The organism is Rhodospirillales bacterium, assembly GCA_023898805.1.
Taxonomy (GTDB): Bacteria; Pseudomonadota; Alphaproteobacteria; order Micavibrionales; family UBA1664; genus UBA6145.
Map to the genome: position 1 here is coordinate 934,435 of CP060260.1, position 14,704 is coordinate 949,138.

Below are 14,704 nucleotides of genomic sequence, written 5' to 3' on the forward strand. Positions count from 1 at the left end.
TTGAAGGGAATCTACCGTCATGCTTGGTGCCAACGACCCCCGCAAACAACAACCGCAGCAATCAGGATCCGGTCCGGAATCGCAACCCGCGCCCGGCATGGATTTGAGCAACGCGAAAGATTGGGAAAAAATCCACAAGGATACGTTCGGCGCCAAGGGCCCGACCGACCGCTTTTCCGCCTATGCCGATAAATTTCTGGTAGCGGATGACGAACTGCCGCTGCACCGCCATCTGCAATTATTGGTGATCTGCGCCACGATTTTCGTGTTTCTGGTCTGGGCCTCCTTCGCCAAGATCGAACAGACCGCGCGTGGCGAGGGCAAGGTCATCCCTTCCTCGGAAATTCAGGAAATCCAGCATCAGGAAGGCGGAACCGTCGACGCCATCATGGTCAAGGAAGGCCAGAAAGTGCAGATGGGCGAGGTGCTTTTGCGCCTGCGCGACGTCGGCGCGGCGTCCGACCTTGGCTCGTCACAGGCCAAATACATGGGCCTTCAGGCCAAGATCGCCCGCCTTCAGGCCGAGGCGGAAGGCCTCGACGCCCCCAAATTCTCCGACGACGTGATGAAGGCCGCGCCACAAAGCGTGCAGGAGGAACTCAACACCTTCCGCGCCGATAAACTTTCGCTTAATTCGGAAGTCGACGTGCTGCGCTCCCAGCTCAACCAGCGCGCGCAGGAAGTCAACGAGATCACCACCAAGATTTCCGACACCAACCGCGTGATCGCGCTGGCGCAGGACGAAATCGACATGATCCGCCCGCTGGTCGATCGCGGCTCGGCGCCCAAACGCGACCTGCTGCAGATGGATCAGGGCATGGCCGGCCACCGCACGGATCTGAACGGTCTGCGCGCCGCCCTTCCCCGCGCCCGCGCCGCGGTAGCGGAGGCACAGGCCCGCCTCAACGACGCCGCCACCCAGTTTAAATCAAAGGCGCAGGCCGAATTGGCCCAGACCCAGATCGAAGTGCAGTCGATCGGCCAGACCCTTGGCGCGCTGGAGGACAAGAAATCCCGCACCGAGATCCGCTCGCCGGTCGACGGCATCGTCAAGGATCTGAAGATCAACACCGTGGGCGGCGTGGTCAAGCCGGCAGAAACCGTGCTTGAAATCGTGCCCACAAACGACACCCTGTTGGTCGAGGCGCGCATCCGCCCCGCCGACATCGCCTTCATCTATCCGGGCGAAAAGGCGATGGTCAAACTGACCGCATACGACTTTTCGATCTATGGCGGGATGCCGGGCGAGGTCGCGGATATTTCCGCCGACACCATCACCGATGAAAAGGGGCAAAGCTTCTATCGCGTCAAGGTCCGCACCAAGGTGACGACGATCAAACATGATGGTGAGGAATTGCCGATCATCCCCGGCATGGTGGCCACGGTCGATATTCTGACCGGCGAACGCACGGTGATGGAATACCTGATGAAACCCTTCATCAAGACCGTCGACTCGGCGCTGCACGAACATTGATGCCGCTTCCCATTCAATAAACAAGAATCGTGCGCCAAAACGTTTTCGACGCCGCGTGATGAGGGTAATCGATGGCAAGGAATGCCCCGAACAAATCGCGGCATGACGCGTGAAAATTACGTCAGTCTAAAAATGGCGCGCTCTAGGCGACGGCCAACGAACGAACCCGGTTTGTCAGCCCGCGCAACGCGGGGTGGGATTCGACGTCAAAACGCTGATAACCGTTATCCATGACCTCGAACGCGACCAGAGCGCCGTTTGCGCGCCGCCAGTCCAGCGCGATATCGACCCGCTTGCCGTCGTCGGTTTCCACTTGCACGAAATGCTTGATGCCCATGCCCGCGATCTCGCGCGTCACGTTCGCCGCCACGATGTTGAATTTCGACGACACCCCGCCGGCCACAACGCCCTTGCGGTTATCCGCACCGTCGCGCATGCGGTCCGGCGCGGGGATGGCCGCGATCTGCGTGCCTTGATCCGTGCCGCCGGAAAGACGGGGTGCGGAACCTTTATCCTTGGGCGCGAAGGCGGCAAGACCGGGCACACCTTCCAACGGACGCGCGGCCACGCGAAGACCGATGAACGAGCCTTCGCCCGGCTCGCGTGCGACCACCACCTGTGCAGGTGCCATATCTTTCGTGTCGCTTATAAATTTGTCAGCCGTTTCCGCAGGCGTCGTGGCACGGCCATCGGCGGCGACACCTAAATCCATCGCCACATCGAACGAAGGACGAAACGGCGGCAAGGGCGCACCGGTGGTCGGCATTTCTGGCATGATCGCTCCGCGCAAACCGGCGACCAGCGTGTCTTTCGCACCGAGTGCCTTGGCAGCGATCTGATTGCGCAATTTTTTCTTCTTGATCTCGGCCTTGGCCACGACCACCGGTTTTTCAGTCTTCGGCTTCGCGGACGCAGCGGCAACGGCGATAGGCTTGTCTGCCGGTTTCTTGCCTACAGAGGCTCCGGCTTTCAGCGCCCGATCTTCCTGCTGGATCAATTTTGCCACCTGCACATCGGCATAATCGGTGCGCATTTCGTATGCCCATTCACCGTTAAACCATCCGCTTTTCTTGCGCAGCAAACCGATCTTGCTGTCTTCCATCATCGGATGGTCGGCAGGGCATGGTTTGAGGTTGGAGATGAAGTGACCCGGATGGATTTCGATCTTGCACAAGGGCTTTCCGATCTGCTCTTCGACCGCGTGCACCACGCGCGCCGAAAGCCCGCCCTTTTTGTTCAACTCGTACCATTTCTGGCCGGGCACATAGGTATAGCCGCTCATATCCGGGCCGGCTTCGCGCGCGGCGTCGTAGGTCTGTGCCTGCACTGCCGTGGTGCCAAGCCCTACGGCAAGGCCCACTACGGCGGCACCCTGCAAAAGGCGCTTGAAAATGGCTTTAAACCTGAACATGCGTCAAAACCTTTTAATGAAATTGCGTACCGTTATCAAAAAGATGCGTACAAAACTTATTGCGTCAAGCCGCGACGTGTTGGTCCGGCTTTTGGCGGCGCTCCGCACGTAATGTCCGGTTTTTCCCCTGCCGCGACCTGCCAGCGCATCCGCGTCTGTTCCCGGTTGCCGGCACCGTTATTATTTTCACAGATTATTTGCGCTGCCGCTTGCGACACGCGGGGGTCTTGATTCGCCAAGCCGTTATTCAGCACGTTGGCACGCCCGACCGTCGTATCGAAATTCACTTCGCTTTTACCTGCGATTCCGACGGTGAAGCCGGTTTCGCGCATCCCGTCTTCACGCGTGCGGTCGACAGCACAGCCCGCAAGGGACAACCCGATAAAACTCGCTGCGGCAAGGGGCCGAAATACCTCTGTTAAAGTTAAACGCATGGTCACACCCAGAAAATCGTTCCCGTTTAATGTTTTACATATTATAAATTAATATTTCAGCGCGGTCAACTTTCAAAATTTTCAAGGCTGCGCCGCCAGACGCGCGACATGACCGCCCTCTTTAATCTCGTTGCGCACCGAATCGTCAAAACGCACCGTTACCCGTGCCCCCACATGGACACGGTTATACAGGTCGATGACATCGTCATTCGCCATGCGGATACAGCCATGCGATGGCGTCCGCGCCCCGTCGGGCTGACGCAACTTGGCCGGATCGTTGGTCCCGTGAATGGTGAAGCCGTGCTCGACGCCGCGCGTATCGGCCAAAAACATACCGCGTACACCCAAAGGGTTCTGCGGCCCCGGTACGGCCATCGCGCCGCGATCGCCCCATGTGGGGTCGATTTCCTTGCGGGCGATTTGGTGGCTGCCTCCGCCAATTTCCATCCCCTTGCGACCGACGGCCACGACATATTCGATCGCCCGCCCGCCCTCAAGAATAAGATAAAGATGCTGGTATTTATGATCGAGCAAAAGACTGCCCGCCGGCTGGTTGCCGCGATACCCGACGACATGCGGACGTGCGATGCCGCGATGGTCCCACAGCCCTGGATGGGCCGCACGATTATAAACTGCGCTACTTCGCCCGCCGTAACTGCCACCCGTGACCGCCGCACCGTTCAAGTCGTGCGAGGCTGTATTCAGTCCCGCGAACCCTTCGTTCAGATCGCCGGCCTGCACGGCACCGGTCAACGCGCCGAACAAAGCCGCAGCAGCAGCGGCGCGAAACAATCTGGAAGCAAATTTGGTACGCATTCGTATAACCCCGATCAAAAAACAGACAATATAATATTTTACATAACAAATATATAAGTTTTGGTCAATAAAAAAAGCCGAAGAATCTCGGCTTTTTTGGATTGTTCTTTGACGTGCGAACGTCTTAGCCGCGCGGCTTAGGACTGCGAGGAGCGCGACCGTAGCAGGCATTGACCGCACCTTGAAGCGCCGCGTCGATCGGCTTGCCGCCGGCGACCAGAACCGACGTCAAAGCCGGCACGCAATTGCTGCCGCCTGCGCCCTGCGCCATCGTGTACCAACGGCCGCAGGCTTCAGCGAAGGTCGACTTCGCACCACCGATCGCGCCGGAGAAGCCACCAAAACCGGCACCCAGCGAAACAGACAGCGATTCCATGCACCAACCGCTGGAAACCGCCAGATTCGGAGTGGTGACGACGCTCACGCGCGTCTTGTTGACAACGTTCTGGAATGCGCCACCAGCTTTACCACGATGGCCGTGACCGCCGCCGCCCGAGCAATCGGTGCAACGCGAACCGTCGCCCGAACCATCATTGCCGCCGCGACCGGCCGCAGCAGCCGGAGTAGCCAGAAGGCCAACAGCAACCGTAGCAGCCGCAATTCCTTTAACCAAATTCGCCATGTTTAATCTCCTCTAGAATTTTCGCCGAATGGAATGTGTTAATCGCTAGTTAATGTAAACACCATGACAGATTATGTCAATAATTAATTTTCCGGAACGTGATTCATCTAATAACCTCCCCAAAAAAACGCAACAGAATAAAATCGCCGCGCGGGGCCGATGGGATGACCCATGGGCCTTGAGAATTCCGCCCCTACGCGCTAAAAAGGGCGCCCTGCCCCGCATTTTTGCCAAAGGCATTTTGATATCATTAAAAGGTCCGTACATGCCCGCATCCGCCCCCGCCAACCATTCCGCCAGTACACCCGCCCAGATCGCCCTGACCCTGCCCGACGGCTCGTCGCGCAGCTATCCCACTGGCACCACCGGCGCGCAGGTTGCGGAATCGATCGCCAAATCCCTGGCCAAGGCCGCCGTGGCGATCCGCGTCGACGGTGAATTATACGATCTCTCCCTGCCGCTGGCCAAAAACGCCGCCATCGCCATCATCCGGCGCGAGGACGAAGCCGCGCTGGACATGATCCGCCACGACTGCGCCCACGTCATGGCCGAGGCGGTGCAATCCCTTTTTCCCGGCACGCAAGTGACCATCGGCCCATCGATCGAAAACGGCTTTTATTACGATTTCGCCCGCAACGCCCCCTTCACGCCGGAGGACTTCGCCGCGATCGAAGCGAAGATGAAGGAAATTGTTGCCGCCGGAAAACCCTTCATGCGCGAAGTCGTAAGCCGCGAGGAGGCCATCCGCCGCTTCCGCGAAAAAGGCGAGAATTTCAAGGTCGAACTGATCGAGGATCTGCCAGCGGGCGAGGAAATCAAGATTTACGCCCAGGGCGAATGGTTCGATCTGTGCCGAGGGCCGCACATGCCGACCACCGCGCAGGTGGGCACGGCCTTCAAGCTGATGAAGGTGGCGGGTGCGTATTGGCGCGGCGATTCCAATCGCCCGATGTTGACCCGCATTTACGGCACCGCGTGGCGCACGCAAAAGGAACTCGACGATTATCTGACCGCGCTGGAAGAAGCCGAAAAACGCGACCACCGCAAAATCGGCCGTGAAATGGACTTGTTCCACTTTCAGGACGAGGCGCAAGGCTCCGTCTTCTGGCACCCCAAGGGCTACGCGGTCTGGCAGGCGCTGGAACAATATCTGCGCCGCCGCCTAGAAGAAGGCGGCTATGTCGAGGTCAAAACCCCGCAACTGATCGACAACAAGCTCTGGGTCGCCTCCGGCCACTGGGGAAAATACCGCGAAAACATGTTCGTGGTCCCTGACGAGGTGCCGGGCACCGAGGGCGACCAGCCCACCCTTTCGGGCAAGGCGCGCTGGCTGGCGCTCAAACCCATGAACTGCCCCGCCCACGTTCAGATCTTCAATCAGGGCATCAAATCCTACCGCGACCTGCCCATCCGCATGGCCGAATTCGGCTGCTGCCACCGCAACGAGGCGCACGGCGCCCTGCACGGCCTGATGCGCGTGCGCCAGATGACGCAGGACGACGCGCATATCTTCTGCCGCGAGGACCAGATCGAATCCGAGGCCGTGGCATTCTGCCGCTTCCTAAGCAACATATATAAGGACGTAGGCTTCAGTGAAGTGCGCGTGCGTCTGGCCCTGCGCCCGGAACAGCGCGCGGGGTCGGATACGACATGGGACAAGGCCGAAAACGGCCTGCGTCAGGCGCTTAAGGCCGCCGGACTGGAATACACCGAAGCGCCGGGCGATGGCGCCTTTTATGGCCCGAAACTGGAATTCCACCTGAAGGACGCGATCGGCCGGTCATGGCAGCTCGGCACGCTGCAACTCGACTTCGTGCTGCCCGAACGCCTAGATGCGAATTACATCGGCGAGGACGGGGCCAAACACCGCCCCGTCATGCTGCACCGCGCGGCTTTCGGGTCGATGGAACGCTTCATCGGCGTGATGATCGAACATTACGCGGGCAAACTGCCCCTGTGGATGGCGCCGGTGCAATGCGTGGTCGCGACCATCACGTCCGACGCCGACGCCTATGCCGCCGAGGTCTTCGCCGCGCTGAAAGCCGCGGGCCTGCGCGCCGAACTGGATACCCGCAACGAAAAGATCAATTACAAGGTGCGCGAACATTCCCACGCCAAGGTGCCGGTGATGTTCGTGCTTGGCGCGCGCGAGGCGGAAAACAAAACCGTCGCCATCCGCCGTCTGGGATCGCAGGACCAAAGCGTCAAACCGCTGGCAGATGCGCTTTCCGCCCTTGTGGCCGACAGCAAGGCACCATACTAAAACCAGCAGCGCCCTAAACACGCAACGCCATACCGGCGCCGTTCGCGGCAACCATGCCTGATTCCTGAAGCAGTTCGCCGACGAACGTGTACTCATCGGGGTCGAGGACGAGCGTATACGCGACGACCGGATCGGTCTGCTTGCGGCCCGCCCTGTATTCGCGGATCAGCGCACTGCCCAGCCCGGCTTCGTTCTGTTCAAGCGCCCAGCGCAGATTGTTGATGCCGAGCTGCACGCTGGCCAAAGCCGTATTTAACGGCTTGTCGGCGAACATGTGTCGGGCGATATCCTCCGGCGTCACGGGCTCCAGATGCATGCGCGCGAACAGCGCCAGCAGGTCGAACACCTTTCCCTCGATCTTCCCAAGCGCCCTGTCACGCAACATGACGCTTTCACCGATCGTGTTAAGCACAAGGCCGGCTCCGACACGAATGATCGTGTCACTCGGCGTCGTGGCGCGCACGCCGTCAAGACGGCTTACGTTCAAATCGCCTTCCATGCAGGTCAGGTAATAGCCGACACCGTCCTTAACCGAAATGATATCCGGGTTTTTAATGCCCGCATCGGCCAGTTTGCGGTGGATACGGTGCTTGCCCGTAATCAGGGTCGTCACCGAGAATACCTCCTCACCTTCCAGCATCAGCGCCTGCATGTTTTCGGCGCTCAATGGTACGCGCGGATGCTCGAACATCGTGCGCAGCATGTAATATTCCGACTGCGTAAGCGAAACGGTTGTGCCATCCACGCTCAGCTCGAACAGCGACTGGCTCAGGCGCATGTTTTTTACTTCAAGAAACTGGCTGTTGGCGCGTATGTGCTCGCGCCGGCCTACAAGGATATAACCAAGCCCGAATACATTCTCGATCAGCGCGAAATCTTCAATTCCCGCTTTCTCCATCTTGGCGGGAAGGCTTGCGGCCAAGGCCGCCTGAATCGCGCTTTCCGAATACCGCCCTTCGCTGCTGGCGGCGATATCCGCGAAACGCAACGGCGCATCCGCGCGCGAAAGCGCCTCAAGCGCGAACAATTCACTCGCGCCAAGCGTCACGACCGCCTCGCCGCAACACAGTTCGTGCAAGCTGAAATTGATTTCTATTTCGCCCGCGGCCTGCTTATTGAATGCCTCCACGATATGGCCCGACAACTCCTCGCGGTTCGCGGTAATCGAATAACCAACACCACGTATCGTACGCAAAAGCGGCTCGGTGATGTTGTTTTCCTCGCGCATGCGGCGGCGCAGATTCGTAAGGCAGGCATTCAACGCAGGGCGGCTCCCGTTAAAAAACATATCGGCCAGCGCTTCGCTGCTCACGACTTCCGGGTAGGTTTCGGCCAAAGCCTCGACCACGAAAAACTCCGTATCGTTCAGCGTCACCGGCGAACCGTCGAAGAAAAGCGCGTTAAGCGTATGGTTGATACCCCATGCGCCGATTTCGGTGATGCTGCACTCTTCAAGAATTTCCGGGGTAATGTCGTCCGCAGGCAGATCCAGCCTGTAAAGCGAGCCGCCGACTTTGCGCAAACCGGCGCTTATCCCCGCATATCCATTTTCCAGCTTGGTTTTAAGCGTGGAAAATAAAGTCCCCAATGCGGCGACTTTATCTAGGTCTTCCGATCCATGAATGGCCATCAGCGCCTGCGCGCGGGTCAGGGCGTTCGGATATGCCTCCAATATCGCCTTCATCAAAAGATATTGCTGCCGTGCCAACGGCAGTGGCCAAACCCGCCCTTCGGCACGAAAGCCGATTTCCGCACGCGGGGTATTCAAAATCCAGCCGCCGACACGCAGCAAATCCGTATCAATCGTGGATTTTTTGCGCGCGCGCCCGTCTTGAACGTCAAGAATATAGCCAAGACCGCGACGCGTGACGACCGGGTCGATGCCGTCATTGGCCACCGTCAGCTTGGACCTGAGTTTCTGAAAACTCGGCATCATGGTCGCCGCCTTCGACGCATCGCCGTATACTTTTTCGGCAATGGCCTCAAGCGTCGAAAGACCGGAACGCAACGCCATCAGGGCCAGAAGGATATCCGTCTCACGCTCGGTCAGGTCGACGGCCACGCCTTTGAACGTCACCTCGTCGAGCGTGCGGTTGACCCGAATCGGCCCCAGCGTTTCGACATCCATTTCCAGGCTGGCCGCGATTTTGGGCGCGACCTGAGAAAGATTCAGAAGATATTTCCCGTCCGGCCCGCAAACGATCAGCCGTTCATACATCTCGCCGCGCGTCGCCAGCTTCTTGTTCAAAAGCGCGACATAGCGCGCGATGCTGCTTTCGTCCGCTTCGCGGCCGAATTTGCTGGCTTCTGCCACAAGGATCGCGGGGTCGAGATGCTTGGGAAAATGCTCTGCCAACGTCTTGAGCACCATAAATTCACCGATGGTCAGATCAACGGGATCACCGTCGATGCGCACCTCCATCCCGGAAAAATCAACGGCCAGCGGCCCGAAAACCAGCGTATGAGCCGCGGCTTCGCCGGGTGGGACGAATTTGTAACCCTGTCCCCATACGGTCTCTATGCACTGGTCAAGCGCAAGGGAAGGCGCGGCCTCCCTAAGCTTTTTACGCAAATGGTGTATATAGACGTCGACGATTTTTATTTCCGTCTCCTCGTCCAGCCGATACATGGAGGCATGAATGCTTTCCTTGGTTGCCAGCTTGCCCGGACGCCCGAAGATATGGGACAGGACGTCGAATTCCTGTCCGGTGAAGTTCACGGGAACGCCATTAACGCTGACCACTCTGTTGGCGAAATCGATCGTCAACGGCCCATATGTCTTGATCCGCGAACGGCCGCCATACCCGTAATAGGCATTGTTCACAAGCGCGGCGACAGTGCCCGGCACGGTATCGTCGCGCATCTCGCTGACCGAAACGCAGCCGTAGCTGAGCGCTTGAAAAATCCCTTGCGCATCCAGACCGTGATATAGGCACACGATCGGTCCCTGCAAATTCGCGAGATCAATGTTGCGTAAAAACGAAACCGGGTTTTTAAGCGCACCATCGGCGTAAGCCAGCACGACATCGAAAGAATAGGTCTTGATCAGCCCCAGAAAGTCATCGGTGTCTGTCGCGTATTCAAGCGCAAACTTCTCATCCGGCAAATCAGTGTCGAATGCCTCCACGACATCCGCCTCGCGCGGGGAATCGCTCGGAACGTAAACAAGGACGCGCATTCAAAAACCTCTCCTACGGGGCAAACCAGACAGCTACACCGCCGGTGTTGATTATGTCAACATAAACACGGGCGAAAGCCGCGTTTTTGCAAAGTGCGGGGCCCGGCCATCGTACACATCTGCCGCATGCAGACCTTGCAACCGCTGCCGAACCGCCGTAATAATCGGGCTTTACGATTTTAACAATATCAGGAGAATGCCCCATCGCCCGCCCGCCTCTGCCGCCGCGCCGTCCGCCGCTCAATGAAGATGGCCCCCGCGTCAACGAACAAATCCGCGCCCGGGAAGTGCGCGTTATCGATGAAAACGGCGAAATGCTGGGGGTCATGACCCCCTATGACGGCATCAAGCGCGCGCGCGAAGCGGGCCTTGATTTGATCGAGGTGTCGCCCAACGCGGCCCCGCCCGTGTGCAAAATTCTTGATCTCGGCAAATACAAATACGAGCAGCAGAAAAAAGCCAACGAGGCGCGCAAAAAGCAAAAGACCATCGACATCAAGGAACTCAAGCTGCGCCCGACCATCGGCGATCACGATTATCAGATCAAGATCAAGCAGGCGCGCCAGTTTCTGACCGACGGCGACAAGGTGAAATTCACCCTGCGCTTCCGCGGACGCGAACAAAGCCACCTCGACCTTTCGCTTCAGGTGATGCGCCGCGCCAAGACGGACCTTGCCGATCTTTCCAAGGTTGAACAGGACATTCAGGCCGAAGGCCGTCAGGCGGTCATGGTCCTGATGCCCGCCCCGAAAAGCTGATACTTATTCGCCTTCGCGGCCTTTATTCCGCGGCGCCTGCCGCGGGCTGTGCCGCGCCTGCGATCCCCGCGACCCATGGCGCGAGCTTTTCCGCAACCTCGTCGATGCTGATATCCGCCATCGCCGGTTTCTGGATCGTGACCACGTTGACCCCCAGCGGCCCGTGCCGTTTCGGATTGGAAAATCCAGGGTAAAGCCCGATTGTCCGGCACCCCGTCGGTCCGATCATCTGTATCGGCCCGGTATCGTTGCCCACCGCCGCCGCGGCCTGGCGGGCCAGCACGGCGACCTGCTGAATCGTCGTAAGGCCGGTCAGATCGACCGCCTGCGGACAGCTGGCCAGAATCTGCGCATTCACATCCGCCTCCGCCGCGGTCCCCAAAAGCACCGGCGTATGCCCCTGCGCCGCAATCCACTGCGCCAACGCAACGTAACGGTCGACCGGCCAACGTTTTTTCGGATGCTGCGGCGAACATCCGGCGGCGATCAGTACATAAGGTTTGGGCAGGGCGAAGGAATCAACATTCGCCTTGATCCACGACAAATCGTCGACCTCGACCTTTTTTATACCCGCAATCGCCAATTGCGCGCGCAGCGCGTCGAACACATGCAGAGTACGCCGCGCCGCGTCGTCCGGCATGTGGTGGGATGCCGAAAACGCGATTCCGCTCCATTCCGGCACACGCTTGAACAGACCGAGATACAGACCCGTACGCTCACTGTTCTGAAGATCGTACACCCGCCCGAATTTCCCATCGTTGAGAAAGCGGCGCAACACCGACAGCTTGATGAACTGATACCATTTCGGACGAAGATCCGCGGCCACCGCGTCGAAATACCCCGATGCCTCGGCCAACGCGACAAAGGGCTTTGTGGTCAAAAGCGTGATCTTCGCGTCCTTGTGCACCTGCCTTATCGCGCGCATAGCCCCCAGCGCCTGAATGAAATCGCCAAACGCGCCATGCTTGATTACAAGGATGTTGCCGCGGCGGGTAGCACCTGTCATTGCCCGTACTTCTCAGCCAGAAGTTCGGCGTACACCGCCAGCGTTTCGGCGCACATTTTCTCGCGCGTGAAATGCCCGGCGACATGAGCCATGGACCGCGTGGCCAGCGCCGCGCGCTGCCCCGGCGTAAGCGCCAGCGCCTGACGCAGCGCCTCGGCCATGGCCTGTACGTCATTCGGCGGGATCAGCCAGCCGGTTTCCCCGCGCAAAATGGTTTCCTGTGCGCCGCCATGGTCTGTCGCGATGATCGGCCGCCCCATCGCCTGCGCTTCGACAGGTACGCGGCCGAACCCTTCCGGATCGGTCGAGGCCGAAACCACGACCGACGAAATCATGTACGCCGCCGGCATGTCGCTGCAATGATCAATGATCCGGACCTGTCCGGTCAGACCCAGCGCGCCGATCTGCGCCTCCAATTCCTGCCTGTACTCCGTACGTCCCTGATCCGAACCCAGAAGTACGCAAAACACGTCCGGCCGCCCAAGTTGGGACATCGCCTGCAACAATACATGATGCCCCTTCCAACGCGTGATCCGACCGGGCAAAAGCACGATCGGCGCGCCGTCCTCGATCCGCCAGTCGCGCAAAAGCGTCGCCATGCGCTGCATCCCCACCATGGTCGGATGAAAACGCTCCAGCGCGATGCCCCGGTGGATCAGCCGCATCTTGTCCGGATTGATCCGGAAATTTTCGGTGATATAGCGTGCGACATGGCCGGAAATCGCGATCACGCGTTCGCCGCGCATCATGATCGAATTGTAGAAATGCTTGAGCTTCCCGCCCTCGTTATACGGCGCATGCACCGTGGTCATGAATTTCGCGCCCGTGCCCTTGCACGCATACCACGCGCTCCACGCCGGCGCACGCGAGCGCACATGCACGATATCGACGTTCCAGGCATTGATCAGCCGCCGGATGCGCCCGATATTGCAGTACATCTCCCACGGGTTTTTGGATTGCACCGGCATCGGGATGAATTCGGCCTTGGCGCGGATGATTTCGCCCACCCGCGCACCGCCCGAAGCGACAACCAGCGCCCGCGCCCCCGCCTGTACCAGCGCGGCGGCGACGTCAATGCACCCCTGCTCCGCCCCGCCGGGGCCAAGTTCCGGGATGATCTGCATGACCACGGGGGTCTTTTGGGTTTTCAGATTCAGCATATGGTCCTGTCCGAACGATTCTGATAGCAGAAACCTATGCCCCCTGAAACCCTTACCCCCGATATTGATGCACCCGGATTTCTGCTCCGGCCCGACGGCACGCACCTGCCTTATGACCGCTTTCACCCTGCGCAACCGGCCAAAGCCGGCCCTGCGGTGGTATTCCTGCATGGCCTGCGCTCCGACCGCAACGCGACCAAGGCCCTGTTTCTCGATGCCACCTGCCGCCGTCACGCCATTCCCTTTATCCGCTACGACGCCTATGGCCACGGCGCCGGCCCCGATAACGGCCCGTATACGGACTTCACCCTCTCGCGCGCCGTCCACGACGTCCTTCTGGTGATCGACCAACTGACCGAAGGCCCGGTGGTGTTAATGGGTTCGTCCATGGGCGGCTGGACCGCCCTGCGCGCGATGGAGGAACGGCCCGATCGTGTGGCGGCCCTTGTCGGCATCGCCACCGCGCCGGATTTCACCGCCCATGTCGCGCCGGGGCCCGATTATCCGCCCGGTCTGATCGCCGACGGCCCCGCGAATTTCGTGATGGACGAACCCTGGTATTTCGACGGGCCCGTCCATCTGGTACAGGGCCAAAGGGACGAGAGTGTGCCGTGGCAAACCGCCGAATCGGTGGCTGCGCGCTTTGCCGATCCGGCCCGCGTGCGCGTGACGCTGATTCCCGATGGCGACCATCGCCTGAACCGGCCCGAGGATCTGGCCATTCAGGAATCCGCCTTGCTAGATGTTATAAGCCGCATTTAACACAATAAAATGTGTATAAAATTATAACCGCAAACAAATACAAAATTTAATGTTGATTTTACACCATCAAACACCATTCAATAGTCGGGATGATGACGGTTCCGCAAATCAAGGCAGCCCGTGCGCTGCTCGACTGGACTCAGGCCGACCTTGCCCGTGAATCCGGCATGCACCTTAACGTCATCAACAATATCGAACGCGGCACCACCAACCCGCGTCAGGGCACGCTGGAAAAGCTTCAACGCACGCTGGAAGGCCACGGCATCGCCTTTATCGGCACGCGCGGGGTTGAACTGCGCCATGATGCGGTGACCGTGACAAGGCTGGAGGGGGAAAGCTTCCTGCGCGACCTGATCGCCGACATCCTTTCAAGCGCCCGCGGACAGGAAGTCCGCAGCGTCCTTGCCGATATTCGCAATTTCACCGCCCACGATCCCGATGCAAGCCGTCTGTATGCCGCCCGGAAAAGCGAGGCGGGACTGCACGAACGCCTGATCACCCGCGACATGCCCGGTTTTTACCCGCGCGGGGCCGAGCATTACCGCGTGGTCGCGCCTGAACGTCTCGGCCCCGTCGACACCATCATCTATGCCGACCGCGTCGCTTATGTCTTCTGGGCGCAACGCCAGATCGCGATTCTCAAAAGCGCCGATCTGACGCGCACCCAGGCGCTGGCCTTCGACCTGCTTTGGTCCACCGGCGCGGACCCGGTGCGACCGGCCCGCACGGACGAAAGCTGAAACGCCCGGCAGTTGCGCCGCCGCGCTTCTTTCGCTAAGGTCTGCCGCGATTTGATACAAAAGGGGTGGCCGGGTGCCCC

12 protein-coding genes are annotated in these 14,704 nt (G+C 59.5%); 5 read left to right on the top strand and 7 right to left on the bottom strand.

Annotation, left to right across the window (positions count from 1 at the left end; translation table 11 throughout):
- Positions 1-19: 19 nt before the first annotated feature.
- A complete protein-coding gene (locus H6866_04620) occupies positions 20-1,474 on the top strand; it encodes an HlyD family type I secretion periplasmic adaptor subunit (protein ID USO08497.1) in 1,455 nt (484 codons plus the stop codon).
- Positions 1,475-1,616: 142 nt separating this feature from the next.
- On the opposite strand, the gene H6866_04625 is transcribed toward H6866_04620, so the two are convergent.
- The 4 genes from H6866_04625 to H6866_04640 form a co-directional block, all read right to left on the bottom strand.
- Positions 1,617-2,885 (bottom strand): hypothetical protein, encoded by a 1,269-nt coding sequence (locus H6866_04625; GenBank protein USO08498.1) that lies wholly within the window; start codon positions 2,883-2,885, stop codon positions 1,617-1,619.
- Positions 2,886-2,941: 56 nt separating this feature from the next.
- The gene (locus H6866_04630; GenBank protein ID USO08499.1) at positions 2,942-3,325 is read right to left on the bottom strand and encodes a hypothetical protein; all 384 of its coding nucleotides are present in this window, start codon (positions 3,323-3,325) and stop codon (positions 2,942-2,944) included.
- 75 nt (positions 3,326-3,400) lie between these two features.
- Positions 3,401-4,135, bottom strand: a complete 735-nt coding sequence (locus H6866_04635; GenBank protein ID USO08500.1) for a L,D-transpeptidase — start codon at positions 4,133-4,135, stop codon at positions 3,401-3,403.
- A gap of 124 nt (positions 4,136-4,259) precedes the next feature.
- Positions 4,260-4,757, bottom strand: a complete 498-nt coding sequence (locus H6866_04640; GenBank protein ID USO08501.1) for a hypothetical protein — start codon at positions 4,755-4,757, stop codon at positions 4,260-4,262.
- 265 nt (positions 4,758-5,022) lie between these two features.
- Between H6866_04640 and thrS the strand changes: the two genes are divergently transcribed.
- The gene (thrS, locus tag H6866_04645) at positions 5,023-7,020 is read left to right on the top strand and encodes a threonine--tRNA ligase (GenBank protein USO08502.1); all 1,998 of its coding nucleotides are present in this window, start codon (positions 5,023-5,025) and stop codon (positions 7,018-7,020) included.
- 13 nt (positions 7,021-7,033) lie between these two features.
- Here thrS and H6866_04650 read toward each other — a convergent pair whose 3' ends face one another.
- Entirely contained in the window at positions 7,034-10,198 is a 3,165-nt protein-coding gene (locus H6866_04650; protein USO08503.1) for a winged helix-turn-helix domain-containing protein, read from the bottom strand.
- A 176-nt stretch (positions 10,199-10,374) separates the two neighbouring features.
- Here H6866_04650 and H6866_04655 point away from each other — a divergent pair, with 176 nt between their 5' ends.
- Positions 10,375-10,956, top strand: a complete 582-nt coding sequence (locus H6866_04655; GenBank protein USO08591.1) for a translation initiation factor IF-3 — start codon at positions 10,375-10,377, stop codon at positions 10,954-10,956.
- Between the two features lie 22 nt (positions 10,957-10,978).
- Here H6866_04655 and H6866_04660 read toward each other — a convergent pair whose 3' ends face one another.
- Positions 10,979-11,962 carry a glycosyltransferase family 9 protein gene (locus tag H6866_04660; protein USO08504.1) on the bottom strand — a complete coding sequence of 328 codons (984 nt, stop codon included), beginning with the start codon at positions 11,960-11,962 and terminating at the stop codon, positions 10,979-10,981.
- Positions 11,959-13,122, bottom strand: a complete 1,164-nt coding sequence (locus H6866_04665; GenBank protein USO08505.1) for a glycosyltransferase family 4 protein — start codon at positions 13,120-13,122, stop codon at positions 11,959-11,961. The genes H6866_04660 and H6866_04665 overlap by 4 nt, the downstream gene beginning before the upstream one ends.
- Before the next feature lie 36 nt (positions 13,123-13,158).
- Between H6866_04665 and H6866_04670 the strand changes: the two genes are divergently transcribed.
- Positions 13,159-13,884 (top strand): alpha/beta hydrolase, encoded by a 726-nt coding sequence (locus H6866_04670; protein ID USO08506.1) that lies wholly within the window; start codon positions 13,159-13,161, stop codon positions 13,882-13,884.
- An 89-nt stretch (positions 13,885-13,973) separates the two neighbouring features.
- Positions 13,974-14,624, top strand: a complete 651-nt coding sequence (locus H6866_04675) for a helix-turn-helix transcriptional regulator (protein ID USO08507.1) — start codon at positions 13,974-13,976, stop codon at positions 14,622-14,624.
- Positions 14,625-14,704: the final 80 nt, after the last annotated feature.

Excerpts from the sequence above, each read along its gene's own strand:
- H6866_04620 (USO08497.1), top strand. The coding sequence starts at position 20 with ATGCTTGGTGCCAACGACCCCCGCAAACAACAACCGCAGCAATCAGGA.
- H6866_04625 (USO08498.1), bottom strand. The coding sequence starts at position 2,885 with ATGTTCAGGTTTAAAGCCATTTTCAAGCGCCTTTTGCAGGGTGCCGCC.
- H6866_04635 (USO08500.1), bottom strand. The coding sequence starts at position 4,135 with ATGCGTACCAAATTTGCTTCCAGATTGTTTCGCGCCGCTGCTGCTGCG.
- H6866_04640 (USO08501.1), bottom strand. The coding sequence starts at position 4,757 with ATGGCGAATTTGGTTAAAGGAATTGCGGCTGCTACGGTTGCTGTTGGC.
- thrS (USO08502.1), top strand. The coding sequence starts at position 5,023 with ATGCCCGCATCCGCCCCCGCCAACCATTCCGCCAGTACACCCGCCCAG.
- H6866_04650 (USO08503.1), bottom strand. The coding sequence starts at position 10,198 with ATGCGCGTCCTTGTTTACGTTCCGAGCGATTCCCCGCGCGAGGCGGAT.
- H6866_04660 (USO08504.1), bottom strand. The coding sequence starts at position 11,962 with ATGACAGGTGCTACCCGCCGCGGCAACATCCTTGTAATCAAGCATGGC.
- H6866_04665 (USO08505.1), bottom strand. The coding sequence starts at position 13,122 with ATGCTGAATCTGAAAACCCAAAAGACCCCCGTGGTCATGCAGATCATC.
- H6866_04670 (USO08506.1), top strand. The coding sequence starts at position 13,159 with ATGCCCCCTGAAACCCTTACCCCCGATATTGATGCACCCGGATTTCTG.
- H6866_04675 (USO08507.1), top strand. The coding sequence starts at position 13,974 with ATGATGACGGTTCCGCAAATCAAGGCAGCCCGTGCGCTGCTCGACTGG.